At 72.0% G+C, this 15,157-nt stretch carries 23 protein-coding genes; 13 read left to right on the top strand and 10 right to left on the bottom strand.

What is annotated here, in order from left to right; all coding sequences use genetic code 11:
* The first annotated feature begins 123 nt into the window (after positions 1-123).
* Positions 124-750, top strand: coding sequence for an ATP-dependent Clp protease proteolytic subunit (locus ACFYSC_RS05565; protein WP_362930950.1), 627 nt, complete (start codon positions 124-126; stop codon positions 748-750).
* The gene (locus ACFYSC_RS05560) at positions 747-1,337 is read left to right on the top strand and encodes a ClpP family protease (protein ID WP_389957090.1); all 591 of its coding nucleotides are present in this window, start codon (positions 747-749) and stop codon (positions 1,335-1,337) included. Before ACFYSC_RS05565 ends, ACFYSC_RS05560 begins: the two co-directional genes overlap by 4 nt.
* Before the next feature lie 54 nt (positions 1,338-1,391).
* Here the strand turns inward: ACFYSC_RS05560 and ACFYSC_RS05555 are convergent, their stop codons facing one another.
* Positions 1,392-1,748 carry a helix-turn-helix transcriptional regulator gene (locus tag ACFYSC_RS05555; protein WP_362930954.1) on the bottom strand — a complete coding sequence of 119 codons (357 nt, stop codon included), beginning with the start codon at positions 1,746-1,748 and terminating at the stop codon, positions 1,392-1,394.
* Positions 1,749-1,932: 184 nt separating this feature from the next.
* Here ACFYSC_RS05555 and ACFYSC_RS05550 point away from each other — a divergent pair, with 184 nt between their 5' ends.
* From ACFYSC_RS05550 to ACFYSC_RS05540, 3 genes are all read left to right on the top strand, one after another.
* The gene (locus ACFYSC_RS05550) at positions 1,933-2,877 is read left to right on the top strand and encodes a squalene cyclase (protein ID WP_389957087.1); all 945 of its coding nucleotides are present in this window, start codon (positions 1,933-1,935) and stop codon (positions 2,875-2,877) included.
* Between the two features lie 6 nt (positions 2,878-2,883).
* The gene (locus ACFYSC_RS05545; protein ID WP_389957084.1) at positions 2,884-3,015 is read left to right on the top strand and encodes a hypothetical protein; all 132 of its coding nucleotides are present in this window, start codon (positions 2,884-2,886) and stop codon (positions 3,013-3,015) included.
* An 81-nt stretch (positions 3,016-3,096) separates the two neighbouring features.
* Positions 3,097-3,447, top strand: a complete 351-nt coding sequence (locus tag ACFYSC_RS05540) for a VOC family protein (protein WP_389957081.1) — start codon at positions 3,097-3,099, stop codon at positions 3,445-3,447.
* A 328-nt stretch (positions 3,448-3,775) separates the two neighbouring features.
* Here ACFYSC_RS05540 and ACFYSC_RS05535 read toward each other — a convergent pair whose 3' ends face one another.
* Positions 3,776-3,958, bottom strand: a complete 183-nt coding sequence (locus ACFYSC_RS05535) for a hypothetical protein (RefSeq protein WP_389957079.1) — start codon at positions 3,956-3,958, stop codon at positions 3,776-3,778.
* A gap of 402 nt (positions 3,959-4,360) precedes the next feature.
* Between ACFYSC_RS05535 and ACFYSC_RS05530 the strand changes: the two genes are divergently transcribed.
* The 4 genes from ACFYSC_RS05530 (at position 4,361) to ACFYSC_RS05515 (ending at position 6,754) form a co-directional block, all read left to right on the top strand.
* Complete coding sequence (locus ACFYSC_RS05530; protein ID WP_389957076.1) at positions 4,361-4,933, top strand: RNA polymerase sigma factor; 573 nt, start codon at positions 4,361-4,363, stop codon at positions 4,931-4,933.
* Entirely contained in the window at positions 4,930-5,619 is a 690-nt protein-coding gene (locus ACFYSC_RS05525; protein ID WP_389957073.1) for a hypothetical protein, read from the top strand. Before ACFYSC_RS05530 ends, ACFYSC_RS05525 begins: the two co-directional genes overlap by 4 nt.
* 357 nt (positions 5,620-5,976) lie before the next feature.
* Complete coding sequence (locus ACFYSC_RS05520; protein WP_389957071.1) at positions 5,977-6,246, top strand: hypothetical protein; 270 nt, start codon at positions 5,977-5,979, stop codon at positions 6,244-6,246.
* Between the two features lie 115 nt (positions 6,247-6,361).
* Positions 6,362-6,754, top strand: coding sequence for a hypothetical protein (locus ACFYSC_RS05515; protein ID WP_389957068.1), 393 nt, complete (start codon positions 6,362-6,364; stop codon positions 6,752-6,754).
* Here the strand turns inward: ACFYSC_RS05515 and ACFYSC_RS05510 are convergent.
* From ACFYSC_RS05510 to ACFYSC_RS05495, 4 genes are all read right to left on the bottom strand, one after another.
* The gene (locus ACFYSC_RS05510) at positions 6,720-7,676 is read right to left on the bottom strand and encodes a pentapeptide repeat-containing protein (RefSeq protein WP_389957065.1); all 957 of its coding nucleotides are present in this window, start codon (positions 7,674-7,676) and stop codon (positions 6,720-6,722) included. The two genes, ACFYSC_RS05515 and ACFYSC_RS05510, sit on opposite strands and share 35 nt — an antisense overlap.
* A 199-nt stretch (positions 7,677-7,875) precedes the next feature.
* Complete coding sequence (locus tag ACFYSC_RS05505) at positions 7,876-8,232, bottom strand: hypothetical protein (protein WP_389957062.1); 357 nt, start codon at positions 8,230-8,232, stop codon at positions 7,876-7,878.
* Positions 8,226-8,666, bottom strand: a complete 441-nt coding sequence (locus ACFYSC_RS05500) for a thioesterase family protein (RefSeq protein ID WP_362930970.1) — start codon at positions 8,664-8,666, stop codon at positions 8,226-8,228. The genes ACFYSC_RS05505 and ACFYSC_RS05500 overlap by 7 nt, the downstream gene beginning before the upstream one ends.
* Before the next feature lie 2 nt (positions 8,667-8,668).
* Positions 8,669-9,301: a TetR/AcrR family transcriptional regulator gene (locus ACFYSC_RS05495; RefSeq protein ID WP_389957058.1), complete on the bottom strand. Its 633-nt coding sequence runs from the start codon at positions 9,299-9,301 to the stop codon at positions 8,669-8,671.
* A gap of 129 nt (positions 9,302-9,430) precedes the next feature.
* Between ACFYSC_RS05495 and ACFYSC_RS05490 the strand changes: the two genes are divergently transcribed.
* The gene (locus ACFYSC_RS05490; protein ID WP_389957056.1) at positions 9,431-9,946 is read left to right on the top strand and encodes a hypothetical protein; all 516 of its coding nucleotides are present in this window, start codon (positions 9,431-9,433) and stop codon (positions 9,944-9,946) included.
* Between the two features lie 128 nt (positions 9,947-10,074).
* On the opposite strand, the gene ACFYSC_RS05485 is transcribed toward ACFYSC_RS05490, so the two are convergent.
* Positions 10,075-10,347: a hypothetical protein gene (locus ACFYSC_RS05485; RefSeq protein ID WP_389957053.1), complete on the bottom strand. Its 273-nt coding sequence runs from the start codon at positions 10,345-10,347 to the stop codon at positions 10,075-10,077.
* 56 nt (positions 10,348-10,403) lie between these two features.
* Here ACFYSC_RS05485 and ACFYSC_RS05480 point away from each other — a divergent pair, with 56 nt between their 5' ends.
* Complete coding sequence (locus ACFYSC_RS05480; RefSeq protein WP_389957050.1) at positions 10,404-10,868, top strand: hypothetical protein; 465 nt, start codon at positions 10,404-10,406, stop codon at positions 10,866-10,868.
* Between the two features lie 30 nt (positions 10,869-10,898).
* On the opposite strand, the gene ACFYSC_RS05475 is transcribed toward ACFYSC_RS05480, so the two are convergent.
* Positions 10,899-11,354 (bottom strand): winged helix-turn-helix transcriptional regulator, encoded by a 456-nt coding sequence (locus ACFYSC_RS05475; RefSeq protein WP_389957048.1) that lies wholly within the window; start codon positions 11,352-11,354, stop codon positions 10,899-10,901.
* 101 nt (positions 11,355-11,455) lie between these two features.
* Between ACFYSC_RS05475 and ACFYSC_RS05470 the strand changes: the two genes are divergently transcribed.
* On the top strand, positions 11,456-12,157 hold the full coding sequence (locus ACFYSC_RS05470) for an NAD(P)-dependent oxidoreductase (RefSeq protein WP_389957045.1): 702 nt from the start codon (positions 11,456-11,458) through the stop codon (positions 12,155-12,157).
* Between the two features lie 37 nt (positions 12,158-12,194).
* Here ACFYSC_RS05470 and ACFYSC_RS05465 read toward each other — a convergent pair whose 3' ends face one another.
* Positions 12,195-12,827, bottom strand: a complete 633-nt coding sequence (locus tag ACFYSC_RS05465; RefSeq protein WP_389957042.1) for a CGNR zinc finger domain-containing protein — start codon at positions 12,825-12,827, stop codon at positions 12,195-12,197.
* Between the two features lie 87 nt (positions 12,828-12,914).
* On the opposite strand from ACFYSC_RS05465, the gene ACFYSC_RS05460 reads away from it, so the two are divergent.
* Entirely contained in the window at positions 12,915-14,186 is a 1,272-nt protein-coding gene (locus ACFYSC_RS05460) for an MFS transporter (protein ID WP_389957039.1), read from the top strand.
* Here the strand turns inward: ACFYSC_RS05460 and ACFYSC_RS05455 are convergent.
* The gene (locus tag ACFYSC_RS05455; RefSeq protein ID WP_389957036.1) at positions 14,158-15,093 is read right to left on the bottom strand and encodes a LysR family transcriptional regulator; all 936 of its coding nucleotides are present in this window, start codon (positions 15,091-15,093) and stop codon (positions 14,158-14,160) included. The two genes, ACFYSC_RS05460 and ACFYSC_RS05455, sit on opposite strands and share 29 nt — an antisense overlap.
* Positions 15,094-15,157: the final 64 nt, after the last annotated feature.

The following is a 15,157-nucleotide window of genomic DNA, read 5'->3' as shown; positions in this document are numbered from 1 at the left end:
GCCGGCGGGTGAGAGCCGATTCCCGGCCGCGACGTCCGCGAACCGGACTCGCGCTGCTCAGAGCAGATCTGCCGCAGGCGGATCGCGGCGACATCGGTCCGTCGCGCCCCACATGATGAACGCATGGGCGAAGAATCGAAACTTCCACTGTTCGACGCGCGGGTGAGGCGCGAACTCTACGAGGGGCGCGTTCTCGTTCTCGACGGTCCTCTCAATGACGACAACGGGACACTGCTCGCCACGCAACTGATAGCGCTCGCCACGCAGGACGCGTCGGCCGACATCGCACTGTGGATCCACTCCCCGGGCGGCTCGGTCCCGTCGATGCTCGCCATTCGCGACGTCATCCGGCTCATCCCCTGCGACGTGTCGACCCTCGTGCTGGGAATCGCCTACAGCGCCGGGCAGTTCCTGCTGTCCTCGGGCGCCCGGGGAAAGCGCCGCGCCCTGCCGCACGCGCGTGTCCTGATGCACCAGGGTTCGGCCGGGATCGGCGGCACCGCGGTCGACATCGAACTGCAGGCCGACGACCTCCGGCACACCCGCGACACGGTGCTCGGCCTCATCGCCGAGGACACGGGGCAGCCCGTGGAGCGGATCTTCGAGGACTCCCTGCACGATCGCTGGTACACGGCGCAGGAGGCACTGGACTACGGCTTCATCGACGAGATCGTCCAGAGCTTCGACGAAATAGCGCCGCGCAATCGCCCGCGGTCCGGATTCGGCATCACCGAAGGAGCCGGCCAGTGAGCAGTTACACCATTCCCAACGTCATCGCCCGGAATCCCCGCGGCGAGCGGATCATGGACGTCTACTCGCATCTTCTCACCGAGCGGATCGTCTATCTGGGAACCGCGATCGACGCGGGCGTCGCGAACGCGCTCATCGCGCAGATGATTTTCCTGGAGTCGGACAACCCCGATGCCAGCATACAGTTCTACATCAACTGTGAGGGTGGGGATCCGAGTGCGATGCTCGCGATATACGACACCATGCGCTATATCCGCCCGCGGGTCGAGACGACCTGCGTCGGACAGGCCGTCGCGGTGGGCGCCGTCCTTCTCGCCGCGGGCGCCGAGGGAAAACGCGCCGCCCTTCCGCACGCACGGATAATCCTGCACCAACCGGCCGCCCAGGGGCGCGGAGCGATCCCCGATCTCATCCTGCAGGCCGACGAGGTCGTCCGTGTCCGAGCGGACATCGAGCGCCTCCTGTCACGGCACACGGGCCAGACCGTCGAGACCCTGCGCGCCGACACCGACCACGACCGCGTGTTCACCGCGACCGCGGCCCTGGAGTACGGGCTCCTCGACCAGATCATCGAGGAGCGTTCATAGGGCCATGGACGCCCCCGGCGGGCCGGTGCCCCGGCCTTCGGGCCGGGGAGCGCGTCAGGCGGCCAGGGAGTACGCCGCGGAGCAGGTGGCGCCTCTCGACGTGCCGCTCTGGGCGGACCGCAGGCTCTCGGCGACGGCGAGGGTCAGATCGATCAGGGTGACATCGAGCGCGCCGGCGACCGCGGCGATCATCTCGCTCGACGGCTCCTTGACGCCCCGTTCCATCTCGGAGAGATACTGCGGCGAGACGCCGGCGCGACGCGCCGTCTCGCTCAGCTTCTCGCCCCGCTCGTGACGGAGATCTCTGAGCCGCTCACCGAGCACGTGCCGCCACAGCGGCTCGCGAACCGGGGACGGCTTGGGGTCGGTCCGACCGGTCGCCGGACGTAGCGGCGGGACAGAGAAGGCCATACCTCACCATAGGTAGACGGCGCGTTCGAGTTCCGGTGACTTCGCGCAGAGCGGAACCGTCCCCGCCTCCTCCGTCCGCCTCCCGGGGGCGGCGGGGCCCGGTGCCGCCGGGACGTCTCCTGCCCCGGGATGCATCCCGGCGGAACCCTGTGATCGGGCGCTCCGGATGGTCTATGGTACGGCGATGACCGCGATCGATTGGCTGTTCGAATCCGACCCCGCCATTCGCTGGCAGGTGCTACGCGACCTCACCGGTTCCTCGCCCGACGAGGTCGCCGCCGAACGGGCACGCGTGGAGCACGAGGGCTGGGGCGCCCGTCTCCTGGCGCTCCAGGGCGCCGACGGCCTGTGGGAAGGCGGTGCCTGCTTCCCCGCGTCCTACACCGGCGGTGAGCCCGGGCAGCCCTGGACGGCGACGATGCACACCCTGCACACCCTGCAGATCCTCGGCCTCGACCCGGCGTCGAAGGCGGCCCGCCGTACGATCCCGCTCGTCGCCGAGAACGGGCGGTGGGAGCACGAGGGGCAGCGGTACTTCGACGGCGAGGTCGAGCCCTGCATCAACGGCAGGACGATCGAGACCGGCGCCTACTTCGGGGCGGACGTCTCGGTGATCGTGGAGCGGGTCCTCGGTGAGCGGCTCGCCGACGGCGGCTGGAACTGCGAAGCCGAGAACGGATCGGTGCGCTCCTCGATCGACACGACGATCAACGTGCTGGAGGGACTCCTCGAATTCGAGCGGGCGACCGGCGGGTCCGACGCGGTGCGCGAGGCGCGCCGCGGAGGGGAGGAGTACCTCCTCGAACGCGGTCTGTTCCGCCGCAGGAGCACCGGTGAGGTCGTCGACGCGACGTACCTCGACTTCGCCTTCCCGTACTACTGGCACTACGACGTGCTGCGCGCGCTCGACTACTTCAGGCGCTCGGGGGCCGAGCCGGACCCCAGGATGGCGGAGGCCGTGGAGGTCGTCCGCTCCAAGCGGCGGCCCGACGGCCGCTGGCTGCTCGACCGCGTCCATCAGGGCCGCGTCCACTTCCCCCTGGAGGAGGGCGTGGGCAGGCCGAGCCGCTGGAACACCCTCCGCGCGCTCCGGGTGCTCGACTGGTGGCGAGACCGACCCCGCGGGTAGGACCCCGTGAGGGTGGCCCGGAAGGCGGGTTCCCTGGTCGAGGTGACGCTTCGCAGGCGCCTCTTCCACCGGGGTGAGCACGTCGACGCCCGGGTCGGCTCCCTGCTCCGGGACGAGGCGTACGGTCACCGGCGGTGACCCGCCGGACGAGGCGAAGATCACTCGCCCACGGGTGGAACGTTGGACGAGGTGCCGACACGGTCCTACGATAACGGCCCTATGAGCCATTTCAATCATATCGACCTCGTCGAATTCCCAGCGGAATCCATCGAACAACTCCAGGCCGCCAAGACGTTCTTCGGAGAGGTGTTCGGCTGGAAATTCCAGGACTGGGGTGACCATTACGCCGACACCGCGGACAGCGGCGTGAGCAGCGGACTCATCGCCGACGCCGGGGCGCGGTCCCGCATGCCATTGGCGGTCGTCCATGTCGAGGACCTGGAAGCGGCGTACGAAAAGGTGGCCGGCGCCGGTGGAACCATCGTGAAAGAGATATTCTCTTTTCCCGGTGGCCGGCGCTTCCATTTCAGGGACCCCGCCGGCAACGAGCTGGCGGCCTGGTCCGAGTGACCCGGGGCGACCGCGGGTGACCGGGAGCTGACCGCAGGCCCTTCACGCGCACGCCGGCCGACGGGCCGGCGTGCGACCGTGAAGTTCACGGCCGTCAAGCGGCAGGGGAGGCACCGGCGATCCACCTCCCGGGACGGGCCGCTGCCGGAGGCGGTCCTGCGCGGTCAGGATCAGGATCACGTCGAGTACCCCGTTCTTCGACACGGGGAAGATGTGCGACGCTCTGGGGTCGCCCGGAACGGTGGCGAAGGTCCCGTGCATCGCGTTCCGCTTCAGCCTGGGGTAGGCGGCCTTCAGCTGTGCGTACGTGGAGCTCCGGCCGATGTCCTCAGGCGTTCTGACGGTACCCGGGGGCGGAGATCATGGCCACGCCCTGCTTCCGGGAGATGGACACCCCCGCCCGGTCTCCGCCGTACCGCTCCGCCTTCAGGTCCCAGGTCGAGCACGTGGTGGGGGTGTCGATGGATTTGCGGACGATCTTCCCGGCCGCCTCGGCCTGTGCCGCGGACATCCCGAGCCTCAGGCTGCCGTACCCGAACGGTCCGATCGTCGTCCGCCGGGCCGCGGGAGCGGCCGGGGCTGCGTTCGCAGTGGGTACGGCACCTGCCGGCGCGACCCCTCCGGCCGGCGCCGTCACGAGCGCTGATCGGCCGATACGCAGGCATGATGACTGTTTCATGATGATTCCTTCATGATCGAAAACTCGGCACCATGGATCAGCCCCGATGTCATCCGCAGGCGTTTCACGCGATTGATGATCTTCGTCCGAGCCGGTCGAGGTCATCGAGGGCGTCGCCGATCGGGGCGACGACGTCGCTCCGTCGGAAAGAGTCTTTCGTCGATCATGTAACGCTTCTTCGGTCTTCTTCCAAGCAAAGGCGTGTTCGGGAAGATGACGAAGGGAGCACGGTCGGTGCGCTTCAAACAGACGGGATCGGTGGAGATCTCCACCGATCCCGAGGCCTTCGAAGCCTTCTACCGGCGCCACGTCGAAGCGGTCACGCGGTTCATGGCCCGCCGGGTGGACGACCCCCACACGGTCGCCGACCTGGTCGCGGAGGTCTTCGTCGCGGTGCTCGACTCGGCGCACACCTACCGCTCCGGCCTGGGCAGTGAGATCGGCTGGCTGTACGGCGTGGCACGCAACACCCTGTCCGCCGAACGGCGACGGGTCGTGAGCGAACTGCGGCTGGCCGGCCGGATCAGCGGGAGGCGGCTCCTCGACGTGGACGACCTGTCGCGGATGGAGGAACGGCTGGACGCGGAGAGCCCGGCCCGGCGGGCCTTCGAGGCCATGGCCGGCCTGCCCGACAGCGAGCGCGCCGTCCTGGAGCTGGTCGCCGTCGACCAGCTCTCCGTTCCCGAGGCGGCCGCCGCGCTCGGCATCCGGCAGGGGACCGCCAGGGTCCGGCTGCACCGCGCCCGCAAGGCACTGCGCCACGTTTCCGGCGTCATCTCCCCCACGGTCATGGAAGGACTCCGATGAACTTCGAGGAGAGACTGCTCATGGAGCTCAAGGCTGAGATGAACGAGCGGGCGGCACGGAGGCCCGCCCGCAACCCCTTCCGGCGTCGTCTGCCGGTGGTGGCCGCGGCCGCCGGCGTGGCCGCCGCGGCGCTGGTGGCCGTGCCGATGGTCACGGGGACGGAGAACGCGGCGTACGCGCTGACCCAGGAGTCCGACGGGTCGATCCTCCTGAAGATCAACGAGTTCCGGAACCCGGAGCAGGTTGAGCGGGACCTCGCCGAGCTGGGCGTGAAGGCGGACGTCTCATACGTGAAGCCGGGCAAGAGGTGCGCCCCGGATCGTTTCACCAGCGTCGAAGAGCCGGGCGTCGAGCTCGAGGAGCTGAAGAGCAAGGATCCCGCGGTCCGGGCCAGGGTGAGGAAGGCGATCGAGAACACGCCCTCCGAGAAGGCGTACGACAGGGTGCCGGGCGGCGGCCTGAGGATCCATCCGGACAGGATCAAGCCGAACTGGACCGTTGTCATGGAGTTCACCGAGAACGAGGACCAGACCTCGGGGCCGGAGAGGCCGAGAGCGCTGTGGCAGTACCTCTTCCAGGTCACCGACGGCCCGGTGAAGCCCTGCGTGCTCGTCGAGGACCCGTCCTGGAACGCCCCGCTCGACCCGGTGGAGAACCCCGAGGCGTTCCCGCCCGCGGGCAGCTGACCACCGGCGGGGTGGCAGTGAGGTGGCAGAGGGCTGACAGAGGGCTGACAGGGGGCACGCGGCCGCCCGATGGCATCGCGGGGTCACCGCGTGCCCCTCTCGTGTGCGGGGCCGATGGTCCGGCGTGCGACCGTAAAGCTCCCGGCGGCCGTGTTACGGTCTGCGGGAGAGCGGGAACCCCAGCTGAGGGACCCTGATTCGTGGCGTCTCCCCGCCGGAGGGACGGCTCTCGCCTCCTCCGGCCGGGGGAGGCGACGGACAAGCCCCGCCCGTTCCGAAGGTGCGGACCGTCACGGGAAGCGATCTCCCCGCGGGGCGAATCCGGTGGTCCTCTCGCTGAACCCGACGGAGGCCATCATGGCGGCGAGATCCACATCGGTTCCGCGCGGCAAGCGTGGCGGCGGACCCGGCGAACTCCAGGAGCCGCACGTCACCGTTCCGGTGATCGGCAGGGTGACCCTTCCGCCCCCCGAGCACCTCGCCTTCTACGCGGTGCTCGGTGTGCTGGGAGCCCTGGAGATCATCGACTGGCCCGTCGTGCTCGTCATCGGGGCCGGGCATCTCCTGGCCGGGCAGCGGCGCTCCCGTGTCCTGCGCGAGGCCGGGGAGGCCGCCGAGGCGGCGTAGCCGGGATCGGCCCCGGCGGCGCGACCCGGTCCAGGGCGTCGATCCGCGGGATCGGGCACGCCCCGGCGTACCGGCCCCTGGGCCGGTACGGATGATCTAGGTAGAGTGATCCGCCATGGGCGTTCTCGTCGACTACTTCACGGCGGACTCCGAGCGGTCGGCCCGCCTGGCGCTGTCCGGCGGGCCAGGGGCCATGGGCCTGCCGTACGCCGACTGCAAGGGATGGATCGACGAGCTCGACGCGCTGGCGGCCGAGCTCAGCGGGCGCGACCTCAGCGAGTTCGGCGACCATGAGCTCCTCGCCGACGACGGCGAGGCGGCGAGTGTGGACCGGATGGCGTCCGAGACCGTCGCCGCGCTCGCCGCCGTGGACGACGCCCGGCTGCGCGAGTACGCCGAGGAGGAACTGTTCGACGAGTTCGAACTCGGACGGGTCACGGCCCTGCGGGACCTGGCGCGTGAGGCCGTACGGCTCAGCCAGGGGATGTACCGCTGGGTGTGCGTCTGAGCGCCTCGAACAGCTCCTCGCGGAGGGCGGGCGGAAGCTTGGGGCCCATGCGCGACGGGCTCACCAGCGCCTCGTCGTCGTTGTACTCCGCGGCCTCGTCCGCCAGGAACTCCAGGCAGGACCGGGCCGTCTCCCGGTGACGGGGGTCCGGCCAGCGCTCCACCAGGGGCAGCACCGCATCCACCCGCTCGCCGATCCGGTCGAGAATCGCGTGGCCGGGCGGGCCGGGGAAGCGCTGCGCCCGCAGGTCGATGTGGCGGAAGGCGACGTCGTCGAGCTCCGCGCCGGTGAAGTCGTTGCCGGTGAAGTCGTTGCGGTCCCGGCCCAGCCTGCCCCGCTCATGGTCGCTCGGGCGGCCCCAGAAATTGACGTTCCGCACCCGGCCGAGGAAGACGCAGCCGACGAACTCGGCTTCGAACGTGAGCGTCTGGCCGGTCAGGCGTGATCGGTCGAACGTGCAGTTCTCGAACCGGACGTTGCCGAAGAAGGTGAGCGGTGCGAAGCGGGTGCGCCGGAAGACGCAGTCGCGGAAGACCGACCGCGGCCAGTCCGCGCCGCTCCTTGGGACCCGCGTGCCACGGTCCGGCGTCAGCCGTCCGAGGACGGCTCCGAGAGGACGGAAGCCCGAACGCGGCCGGTCCATGCCGCCCTCCGGCCGCGGCATGCCGGTCAGACCCAGTGACAGCCGTTCGAAGGCCGCGCCGGAGAAGTCGCAGCCCTCGAACGTGCTGTCGTGGACGCTGAAATCGGTGAACCGCATACCGGAGAAGTCCACGTTCACGAGTCGCGCCCGGTCGAAGGTCACCGTGGACACCCCGGCGGGCGGCTCGAACCGCCGGTCGCGGAACTCGCCGCGGGCGATCCACGCGGACCTCCACTCCTCCGGGCCTGGCCGGAGGTCGAACGGTCCGGACGCGCTCATGCCGACCACCCGACACGGCCGGGAGCGGGACGGGCGCCCGAGGGGCGTTCCGCCGGGAAACGCCCGGTGCAAGAACCGGTGAAGGACCCGGGAAGGGCGACGGCCTCCGGGAGATCGAGTTCACGCATGCGCGGAGTCTCGCAGCCCGGTCCGACAGGAAGCGGAGGGTGCGGCACCGAGCCGCGCGGTCCGGATCCCGCTACGGCGTCAGGACGACCCGGTCCAGGTCGTCGACCTGCCAGGTGCGGGATCGGAGCACGCCCCGGTGGCGGTACTCGCGCATGATCTGCACGTGCTCGCGCAGCCGTACGAACGCCTGGAGATCGTCCTCCCCGCGCCACACCGACAGCGAGCCGACCCGGCGGCCGGGAAGGTCCGCCCACAGCCACATGCCCACCGCGCCCGGCAGGGCCGGCCACAGGCGGCTCAGTGCGAGACCGCGCCGGGCGATCCCGGGCAGGTCGAGGAGGCGGTCCGCCCGGTAGTCCGTCAGCGCGGCCACCAGCGGGCCCGGATGCCCGGCCGCCGGACCGGCGATCCAGCGGGTCCTCAGCATGCCGCCGCCGTACGGCGGAGCAGGGGCTCGGCGGCGGCGCGCAGCTCGTCGCTGAACGGCGTCGGCCGCAGCGTGGCCGGGTCCAGGTTGACGTTGACGCGGTAGCCGTCGGCGTGCAGCACCGTGCGGTCGGGCGACAGCACACGGAAGCCGTACACGTTGCTGGTGCGGCCGATGCGCTCGATCCAGAAGTGCACCGTCGGCTCACCGGCCCCGGCGATGGGGGCGTGGTAGGTCACCTTGAACTCGCGCACGGCCAGGAACACGTCCTTGAACGCCGACCGGGCCGGGTCCGCCGCCCAGCCCAGGCGTTGCCAGTACGCGCCGACCGCCCGCTCGACCAGCAGGGCGTACCGGGAGTTGTGCAGCAGCCCCATGGCGTCGAGATCGTCGAAATGCACCTGGACCCGCTCGAACACGCCGTCGTCGATCATGATCAGTCCTCCGGGAGAAGCTCAGGGTTCGGGCAGAGCGCACGCAGGCGTTGCAGTACGGCGCGGCGAGCGTGGACGAACGAGACCTGTCCCTCGTACAGGCGGGAGTGCGTGACGACCATCTCGCCGAGCGCGTCGATCTCGTACGCGAGCTGGGCCGGATCCACGCTGTCGGCCAGCTCGCCCAGCGTCACGGCCTCGGCCGCCAGCCGACGGACGAACTCCAGCCACTCGCGCATGGCCCGCGCGACGCGGTCGCGCACCGCCCCGGGGCGGTCGTCGAACTCGGTCTGCACGGTGAAGAAGAAGCATCCGCCGGGCAGCACGCCGTCGCTGTAGAACTTCAGCCGGGCCTCGTGCAGCGCGAACAGCCGCCGCACGCCGGCGGGGGCCCGCAGGGCCGGCGTCACCACCGACTCGGCCCACTGGCGGGCGGCCCATTCCACGGCGTCGAGCTGGAGCTGCTCCTTGTCGCGCCAGTGGGCGAAGAACCCGGACTTGCTGGTGCCGGTCGCCGCGGCCAGCCGCCCCAGGGAGAGGCCGTCCAGTCCCTCGACGGAGGCCAGGCTCACCGCGCGTTCCAGGATCGCCTCCCGGCTGCGTGACCCGCGCAGCAGTCGGCCGTCGTGTGTCATGAACGCCAAACTACATTAACGACCGATCGTTTGTATATCTCGCTCAGGCGTCTCGCTTGCGAGAGGGCTAGTGGATAGGAGTATTATCCATAATTGGATACTGCAACTATCTAAAAGGAGCAGGGTTTCATGACGTCGATCGTCCTCATCGTGGCCACGCTGGTCTTCCGCCTGCTGGGCGCGGTCTTCCGCCTGTCCCGTTTCGCCACCTGGCGGGCGAGCGCCGCGCACGGTCTGGCCGTCATGCTGGTGATGACGGCCAGTGCCCACTTCGTCCCGGCGGGCGTGACCTTCATGCCGAACCACGCCGACATGACGGCCATGGTCCCGCCGTTCGTCCCGTTCCCGGCCTTCGTGGTCTACCTGACCGGCGTCCTGGAACTGGCCGGGGCGGTGGGGCTCGTGCTGCCGGCCACCCGGCGGGCGGCGGGGATCTGCCTGGCGCTGCTTTTCGTGCTCATGCTCCCGGCCAACGTCCACGCCGCGCTGGCCGGGACGACACTGGGCGGAGAGCCGGCGACGCCGCTGTGGCAGCGCGTCCCCGAGCAGATCCTCTACATCGGCGTGGCGCTCTGGGGCGCGGGCGTCCTGGAGAGGCGTGCCGGCCGTACGGCCTCCGTGCGCGGCGCGTCCCCGGCGCTCTGATCCCACCGGATCCCCGGCGGACTCGCGGGGGTCCGGCATCGGACGGCCTCGGCGGGTCTTCCGTCCGCCGTGCGTTCGCCGGATGCTCGCCCGGCATCCGGCGGGCCGCTCACCGAACGGCCGTCGGGTCAGCCCCGCTGGTCGCATCCATCCGGCCGCTCCGGACGGGCCGACTGGAGGTACTCGATGCAGCGGCCCAGGAGGGCGACCGGCGTCTCCCGCTCCTCCTGGCTGAACTCGGCGGAGAGCCCCCGCTCGACCCGCACCGCGCGGGCGTCCCCCTCGGCCAGCACCCGCTCGCCCTTCTCGGTGAGCCGGGTCTCCAGGATGTTCCTGCGCCACTCGTGGGGGGTGCGCTCGATCAGGCCGTTCTCCTGGAGGTTCTTGAGCACGGTGTTCATGGTCGGCGGGGTGACCGCGCAGGCCCGGACAGCTGGCCGGCGCGGGCGACAAGCCCGTGGCGCTCACCCCCCGGTTCGACCTGGGCGGTCTCCTCGACGCCCACACGCCCGGCGCGTACACCCTGAACGGAATCGTCGCCGACCCGTCCGGGCGGTATCTGCTGGTCGTGGACATGGCCGGCGGCGACCTCTTCCGCCTCGACATCGCCTCCGGCGCGATCCACCGGGTCGCGCTGCACGGCGGGGACATGCGCAACGCCGACGGGCTGGAGCTGCGGGACGGCACGCTCTGGGTCGTCCACAACTCCGACGACGCCATCAGCAGGTGGCGGGTCTCCCGGGACGGCTCCTCGGCCCGGCAGGAGCGGCGGGTGGCCGACGAGGCGTTGCAGCTCCCGACGACGCTGGTGCGGGTCGGCGGGACGCTCTACGTGGTCCGCTCCCAGTTCGACAAGGGCGGCCCGATGGGGGAGGGCGCCCCGGAGACGCCCTTCACCGTCGCCGCCGTGCGCGGCATCTGAGTCACGGGGAGCCGTCCGGACGGTCCCGCCTCACCCGCCCGGGCCTCCCGCCGCGGGACCGGAGGTGTGAACCCCGGGTCCGGCAGCCGGGCCGGAGACGTGAACGTGCGCGGGCCGCCCGGCGGCGTCGTCGTACGCCTCATGGGCGTCGAGCAACTCGTCCCAGTGCTCCTCCGCCCAGGCGCACGCGGCCGCCAGCGGCGCGAGCATGCTGCGGCCCAGCGGGGTCAGGCCGTACTCCACGTGCGGGGTGGCCCCGGCGCGGACCGTACGGCAGACCAGACCGCCGCGTTCGAGGGAGCGCAGCGACTGGGTGAGGACCTTGGGGGTGACGCGGCGCAGCGGCACACGCAGCTCGGAGAACCGGCGCGGCCCGTCTTCGAGGCACCGGATGATGAGCGCCGCCCACTTGTCGCCGAACCGGATCGGGTTGAGCGGGGACGGGCACAGCTCGTCGAACATGTCGGCGGACAGAGGCTCCCTCATGGCCTCACGATAGCCGGTATCCCGGCGGTAACCGCGGCTCCGGATAGCGTCCCCGGCAGGCCGGGCGCAGAGGTCCCGGCCCCGGCGAAAGGCGGTTCCCCATGAACATCGTGATCTTCGGTGCGGGCGGCAGGGCCGGGCGGCGGGCCGTCGCCGAGGCGCTCCGGCGCGGCCACCGGGTCACCGCCGTGGTGCGCGACCCCGCGCGCCACGGCGACCTGGCCGGCGCTCCGGCGGTGGAAGGCGTCACGGGCGGGGCGGGTTCCGTGAGGGCGGTGGAAGGCGTCGCGGACGGGGCGGGTTCCGTGAGGGTGGTGGCGGGCGACGTCACGGACGAGGCGGGCATCGCGCGGGTGGCCGCCGGGCACGACGCCGCGATCAGCGCCGCCGCGGACCTGGCCGCGGCGCCGCACGACTTCTTCACCTCCTCGGCCCGCGCCCTGTCGGCCGGCCTGGCGCAGGCGGGGGTGGACCGCCTGGTGGTGGTCGGTCTCGCGTCCGTCATGCCGGGAGCATCCGGTGTGCCGCTGATGGACGAGCCCGGCTACCCCGACGAGTACCGCTCCTTCATCCTCGGGCACGCGGCGGGTCTCGACGTGCTGAGGGACTGCGACCTCGACTGGGCGTACGTCACGCCCGCCGGCGACTTCGACCACGGCGGCGTCCCGGCCGGGCGGTACCGGGTCGCGGAGCACGGCGACCCGGACAGCCGCATCACCTACGAGGACTTCGCGATCGCACTGCTCGACGAGGTCGAGACCCCGAGGACCCGCCGCGCCGCCGCCGGCGTCCGGGAGGCATGACACCCGAGGCGACGATCGGCGGGCGCGGTGGTTCCCGTCAGCGGGTGCGGGCGCGGAAGGCGGCGGCCTTGGCCCGGTTGCCGCAGCCGCGCATGTCGCACCAGCGGCGGGAGCGGCGATGGGAGAGGTCGACGTAGAGCCGGGTGCAGGGGGACGCCTCGCACTCGCGGACCAGCGCCGCGTGCGGGCCGCCGAGCAGTTCGGCGGCGGCCCGCGCCACGGCGGACAGGGCGGCGGGCAGGTCGCCGGTCCGCTCCAGGACGCCGGGGGCGCGCAGCCGCACGCCGGGCGGGGGGTGCGCGGCGGCGCGGTCGAGCAGATCGAGGTCCGCGGCGTCGAAGGGGGCGGCGCCGTCCGGGTGGCTCGCGGCGCCGAGGGGGGCGGCGGACGGGGATCCGGCGGCGGGAGAGGCGACGGCGGGAGAGGTGACGGCGGACGGGGATCCGGTGCGGGCGGCGGACGCCAGCCGGTAGATCGCCTCGCGCAGGGCCTTCGCCCGCGCCAGGTCGTCGTCATCGGTGTCCGGCGGGGTGTCGAGGAGGCCCGCCGCGACCGTCCAGCGGGCCAGGTCGGCGGGGGTCGCCAGCAGGTCGACGCGTTCGCCCCTGCGGCGTCCGACCGTCCCGGCCAGATCGAGGCCGAGGTCGCCGCTGACGAAGGTGAACTCCATGCCCTCAATAGTAACCCCTTTGACAGGTTATTCGGCGACTGTCAGGCTGAGTAACCGTTCGATCCGGTTACTTTTGAGAGGGTCATCGTGACGACATCCCTCCCCGTCCGCGTGCGGACCGCCCCTGACGCGCGCCGGTACGGCCCCCGGCACCGATGGGTCGTCCTGGCCGTGAGCGTCGCCGCGCAGGCGAGCTTCTCGGTGATGTTCTCCGGCATCCCGGTCACCGGCGTCGCGATGCGTTCCGGCTACCACCTGTCCACCGGTCGGCTCGGCCTGGTCCTGGGCTGCCTGGGGCTGGGCGTGGCGGTGTCGGACATCGCGTGGGGGCTGCTGACCGACCGGTTCGGCGACCGGCGCGTCCTGCTCACCGGACTGGTCTCCACCGGCGCGCTGCTGGCGCTGATGGCCGTCGCCGTCACCCCCGCCGAGCTGCCCGGGACGGCCGCGCTCGCCCTGTGCCTGCTGGTCGCCGGGGCACTCGGCGGCAGCGTCAACGCCTCCTCCGGCCGCGCGGTCATGACCTGGTTCGCCGACGGGGAACGCGGGCTGGCCATGAGCATCCGCCAGACCGCGATCCCGGCGGGCGGAGCCATCGGCGTGGCCCTCCTCCCGGCCCTGACCGCCTCGTACGGCTTCCGCGCCGTCTACGCGGCACCGGCCGCGTTCTGCCTGCTCACCGCGGTGGCGGTCTGGCACTGGCTGCGCGACCCCGGCAACGGACCCGCCCCCTCGGAGACCGCGTCCAGGCGGGAGTCCGGTCCCGCGCCGCGCCGGCCCGCGCCGGGCGTCTCACCCCTTCTGCGCCGGGACGTGTGGCGGCTGGCGCTGGCCGGCAGCCTGCTCACCGTTCCGCAGTTCGCCGTGCTCACCTTCACCGCGGTCTTCCTGCACGACGCCAGAGGCACCGGGACGGCCCTGGCCGCGGGAACCGTGCTGGTCGCCCAGCTCGGCGGCGGTGCGGCCCGCATCTGGACCGGCCGGCGCAGCGACCGGAACGGCGACCGCCGGACCCCCATCCGGCTCATCGGGACGCTCACCGCCCTCGCCATGGCGGGCGCCGCCGTCCTCGCTCACGCGCCGGTCCCGCTGACCGTCGCCGCCCTGGCGCTCGGCGGGCTGCTGGCCAACTCCTGGCACGGCCTCGCCTACACCGAGATCGCCGTCATGGCGGGCGCGGACCGGGCCGGCGCGGCCCTCGGCCTGGTGGGCACCACGATCTTCGCCGCGGCCTTCGTCACCCCGCTGCTCGTGCCCGTCGCCCTCGCCGCCTCCTCCTGGCAGGGTGTGTGGGCGCTCGCGGCGGTGGCGCCGCTGCTGGCCGTACCGCTCACTCCGCGCGGGCGGCGCTCGCCGTAGGTTCCGAGGGGCCGCGGAGGGCGTGCCGGCGCAGGGCGCGGATCACGGCGCGGATCGAGGGCCGCCGGTCGGCGTCGGCGCGCCACACCGCGTAGACGTGCCGGACCGGGCTCGGCCGTACCTCGGCGAAGCGGACGCCGCCGGGCACCGGATCGCGGCCGAGCCGGGGAACGATCGCCACGCCGAGACCCGCGGCGACGAGGGCGAGCTGGGTGTGATGCTCGGCGGCGATGTGGGCGATGTCCGGTTCGGCGCCGCAGGAACGCAGTGTGCTCAGCAACCAGGCGGTGCAGATCCAGCCGCGGCTCCAGGTGATCCATGGTTCACCGGCGAGCTCCGCGAGGCCGACGGCGTCGCCCGCGGCGAGCGGGTGCCCCTCGGGAAGCGCGACGTCCGCGACATCGTCGAGGAGCGCGACCCTGTTCAGATCACCGGGCAGGGGGAGAGGGTGGCCGGACCAGTCCTGGACGATCGCCATGTCCAGGTCGCCACGAGCCACCCTCGGCACCGTCTCGTGCGGCTCGGCCTCCTCCAGCTCGACGCGCAACCGCGGGTGGTCGCGACGCAGCTCCCCCAGCGCGGGCGGGACCAGTCCGCGCGCGGCCGTCGCGAACGCGGCGAGCGTCAGGCGCCCGACGACGGCGCCGCGATGGGCCTCCAGATCCGCCTCGGCGCGTTCGGCCAGGGACAGCATCCGGCCGGCGTGGGCGACGAGCAGTTCGGCGGCGCCGGTGAGCCGTACGCCGCGGCCGTTGCGCTCCAGCAGCCGCTGCCCGACCTCCCGCTCCAGTTTGGCCATCTGCTGGGAGATCGCCGAAGTGGTGACGTGCAGGGCCTCGGCCGCCCCGGTGACCGACCCGTGGGCGCTGATCGCGTGCAGGACGCGGAGCCGTTCCAGACTCAACATCTAAGTGATGCTACGCAAACCCTCTAAGAAAGACTCGCTTGTGCTTCGCGATCGCGAAGCGCCA

It is taken from the genome of Streptosporangium sp. NPDC004379 (assembly GCF_042873875.1).
GTDB lineage: Bacteria > Actinomycetota > Actinomycetes > Streptosporangiales > Streptosporangiaceae > Streptosporangium.
The sequence above is the reverse complement of the archived record's forward strand: the minus strand, read 5'-3'. Positions and strand labels throughout refer to the sequence as shown.

Bases quoted from the DNA above. Each gene is read 5' to 3' on its own strand.
- ACFYSC_RS05520 (WP_389957071.1), top strand. From the start codon at position 5,977: ATGGCGGCGAGATCCACATCGGTTCCGCGCGGCAAGCGTGGCGGCGGA.
- ACFYSC_RS05550 (WP_389957087.1), top strand. From the start codon at position 1,933: ATGACCGCGATCGATTGGCTGTTCGAATCCGACCCCGCCATTCGCTGG.
- ACFYSC_RS05455 (WP_389957036.1), bottom strand. From the start codon at position 15,093: ATGTTGAGTCTGGAACGGCTCCGCGTCCTGCACGCGATCAGCGCCCAC.
- ACFYSC_RS05515 (WP_389957068.1), top strand. From the start codon at position 6,362: ATGGGCGTTCTCGTCGACTACTTCACGGCGGACTCCGAGCGGTCGGCC.
- ACFYSC_RS05465 (WP_389957042.1), bottom strand. From the start codon at position 12,827: ATGGAGTTCACCTTCGTCAGCGGCGACCTCGGCCTCGATCTGGCCGGG.
- ACFYSC_RS05535 (WP_389957079.1), bottom strand. From the start codon at position 3,958: ATGTCCGCGGCACAGGCCGAGGCGGCCGGGAAGATCGTCCGCAAATCC.
- ACFYSC_RS05540 (WP_389957081.1), top strand. From the start codon at position 3,097: ATGAGCCATTTCAATCATATCGACCTCGTCGAATTCCCAGCGGAATCC.
- ACFYSC_RS05565 (WP_362930950.1), top strand. From the start codon at position 124: ATGGGCGAAGAATCGAAACTTCCACTGTTCGACGCGCGGGTGAGGCGC.
- ACFYSC_RS05510 (WP_389957065.1), bottom strand. From the start codon at position 7,676: ATGAGCGCGTCCGGACCGTTCGACCTCCGGCCAGGCCCGGAGGAGTGG.
- ACFYSC_RS05475 (WP_389957048.1), bottom strand. From the start codon at position 11,354: ATGAGGGAGCCTCTGTCCGCCGACATGTTCGACGAGCTGTGCCCGTCC.
- ACFYSC_RS05495 (WP_389957058.1), bottom strand. From the start codon at position 9,301: ATGACACACGACGGCCGACTGCTGCGCGGGTCACGCAGCCGGGAGGCG.
- ACFYSC_RS05525 (WP_389957073.1), top strand. From the start codon at position 4,930: ATGAACTTCGAGGAGAGACTGCTCATGGAGCTCAAGGCTGAGATGAAC.
- ACFYSC_RS05485 (WP_389957053.1), bottom strand. From the start codon at position 10,347: ATGAACACCGTGCTCAAGAACCTCCAGGAGAACGGCCTGATCGAGCGC.
- ACFYSC_RS05500 (WP_362930970.1), bottom strand. From the start codon at position 8,666: ATGATCGACGACGGCGTGTTCGAGCGGGTCCAGGTGCATTTCGACGAT.
- ACFYSC_RS05505 (WP_389957062.1), bottom strand. From the start codon at position 8,232: ATGCTGAGGACCCGCTGGATCGCCGGTCCGGCGGCCGGGCATCCGGGC.
- ACFYSC_RS05470 (WP_389957045.1), top strand. From the start codon at position 11,456: ATGAACATCGTGATCTTCGGTGCGGGCGGCAGGGCCGGGCGGCGGGCC.
- ACFYSC_RS05555 (WP_362930954.1), bottom strand. From the start codon at position 1,748: ATGGCCTTCTCTGTCCCGCCGCTACGTCCGGCGACCGGTCGGACCGAC.
- ACFYSC_RS05490 (WP_389957056.1), top strand. From the start codon at position 9,431: ATGACGTCGATCGTCCTCATCGTGGCCACGCTGGTCTTCCGCCTGCTG.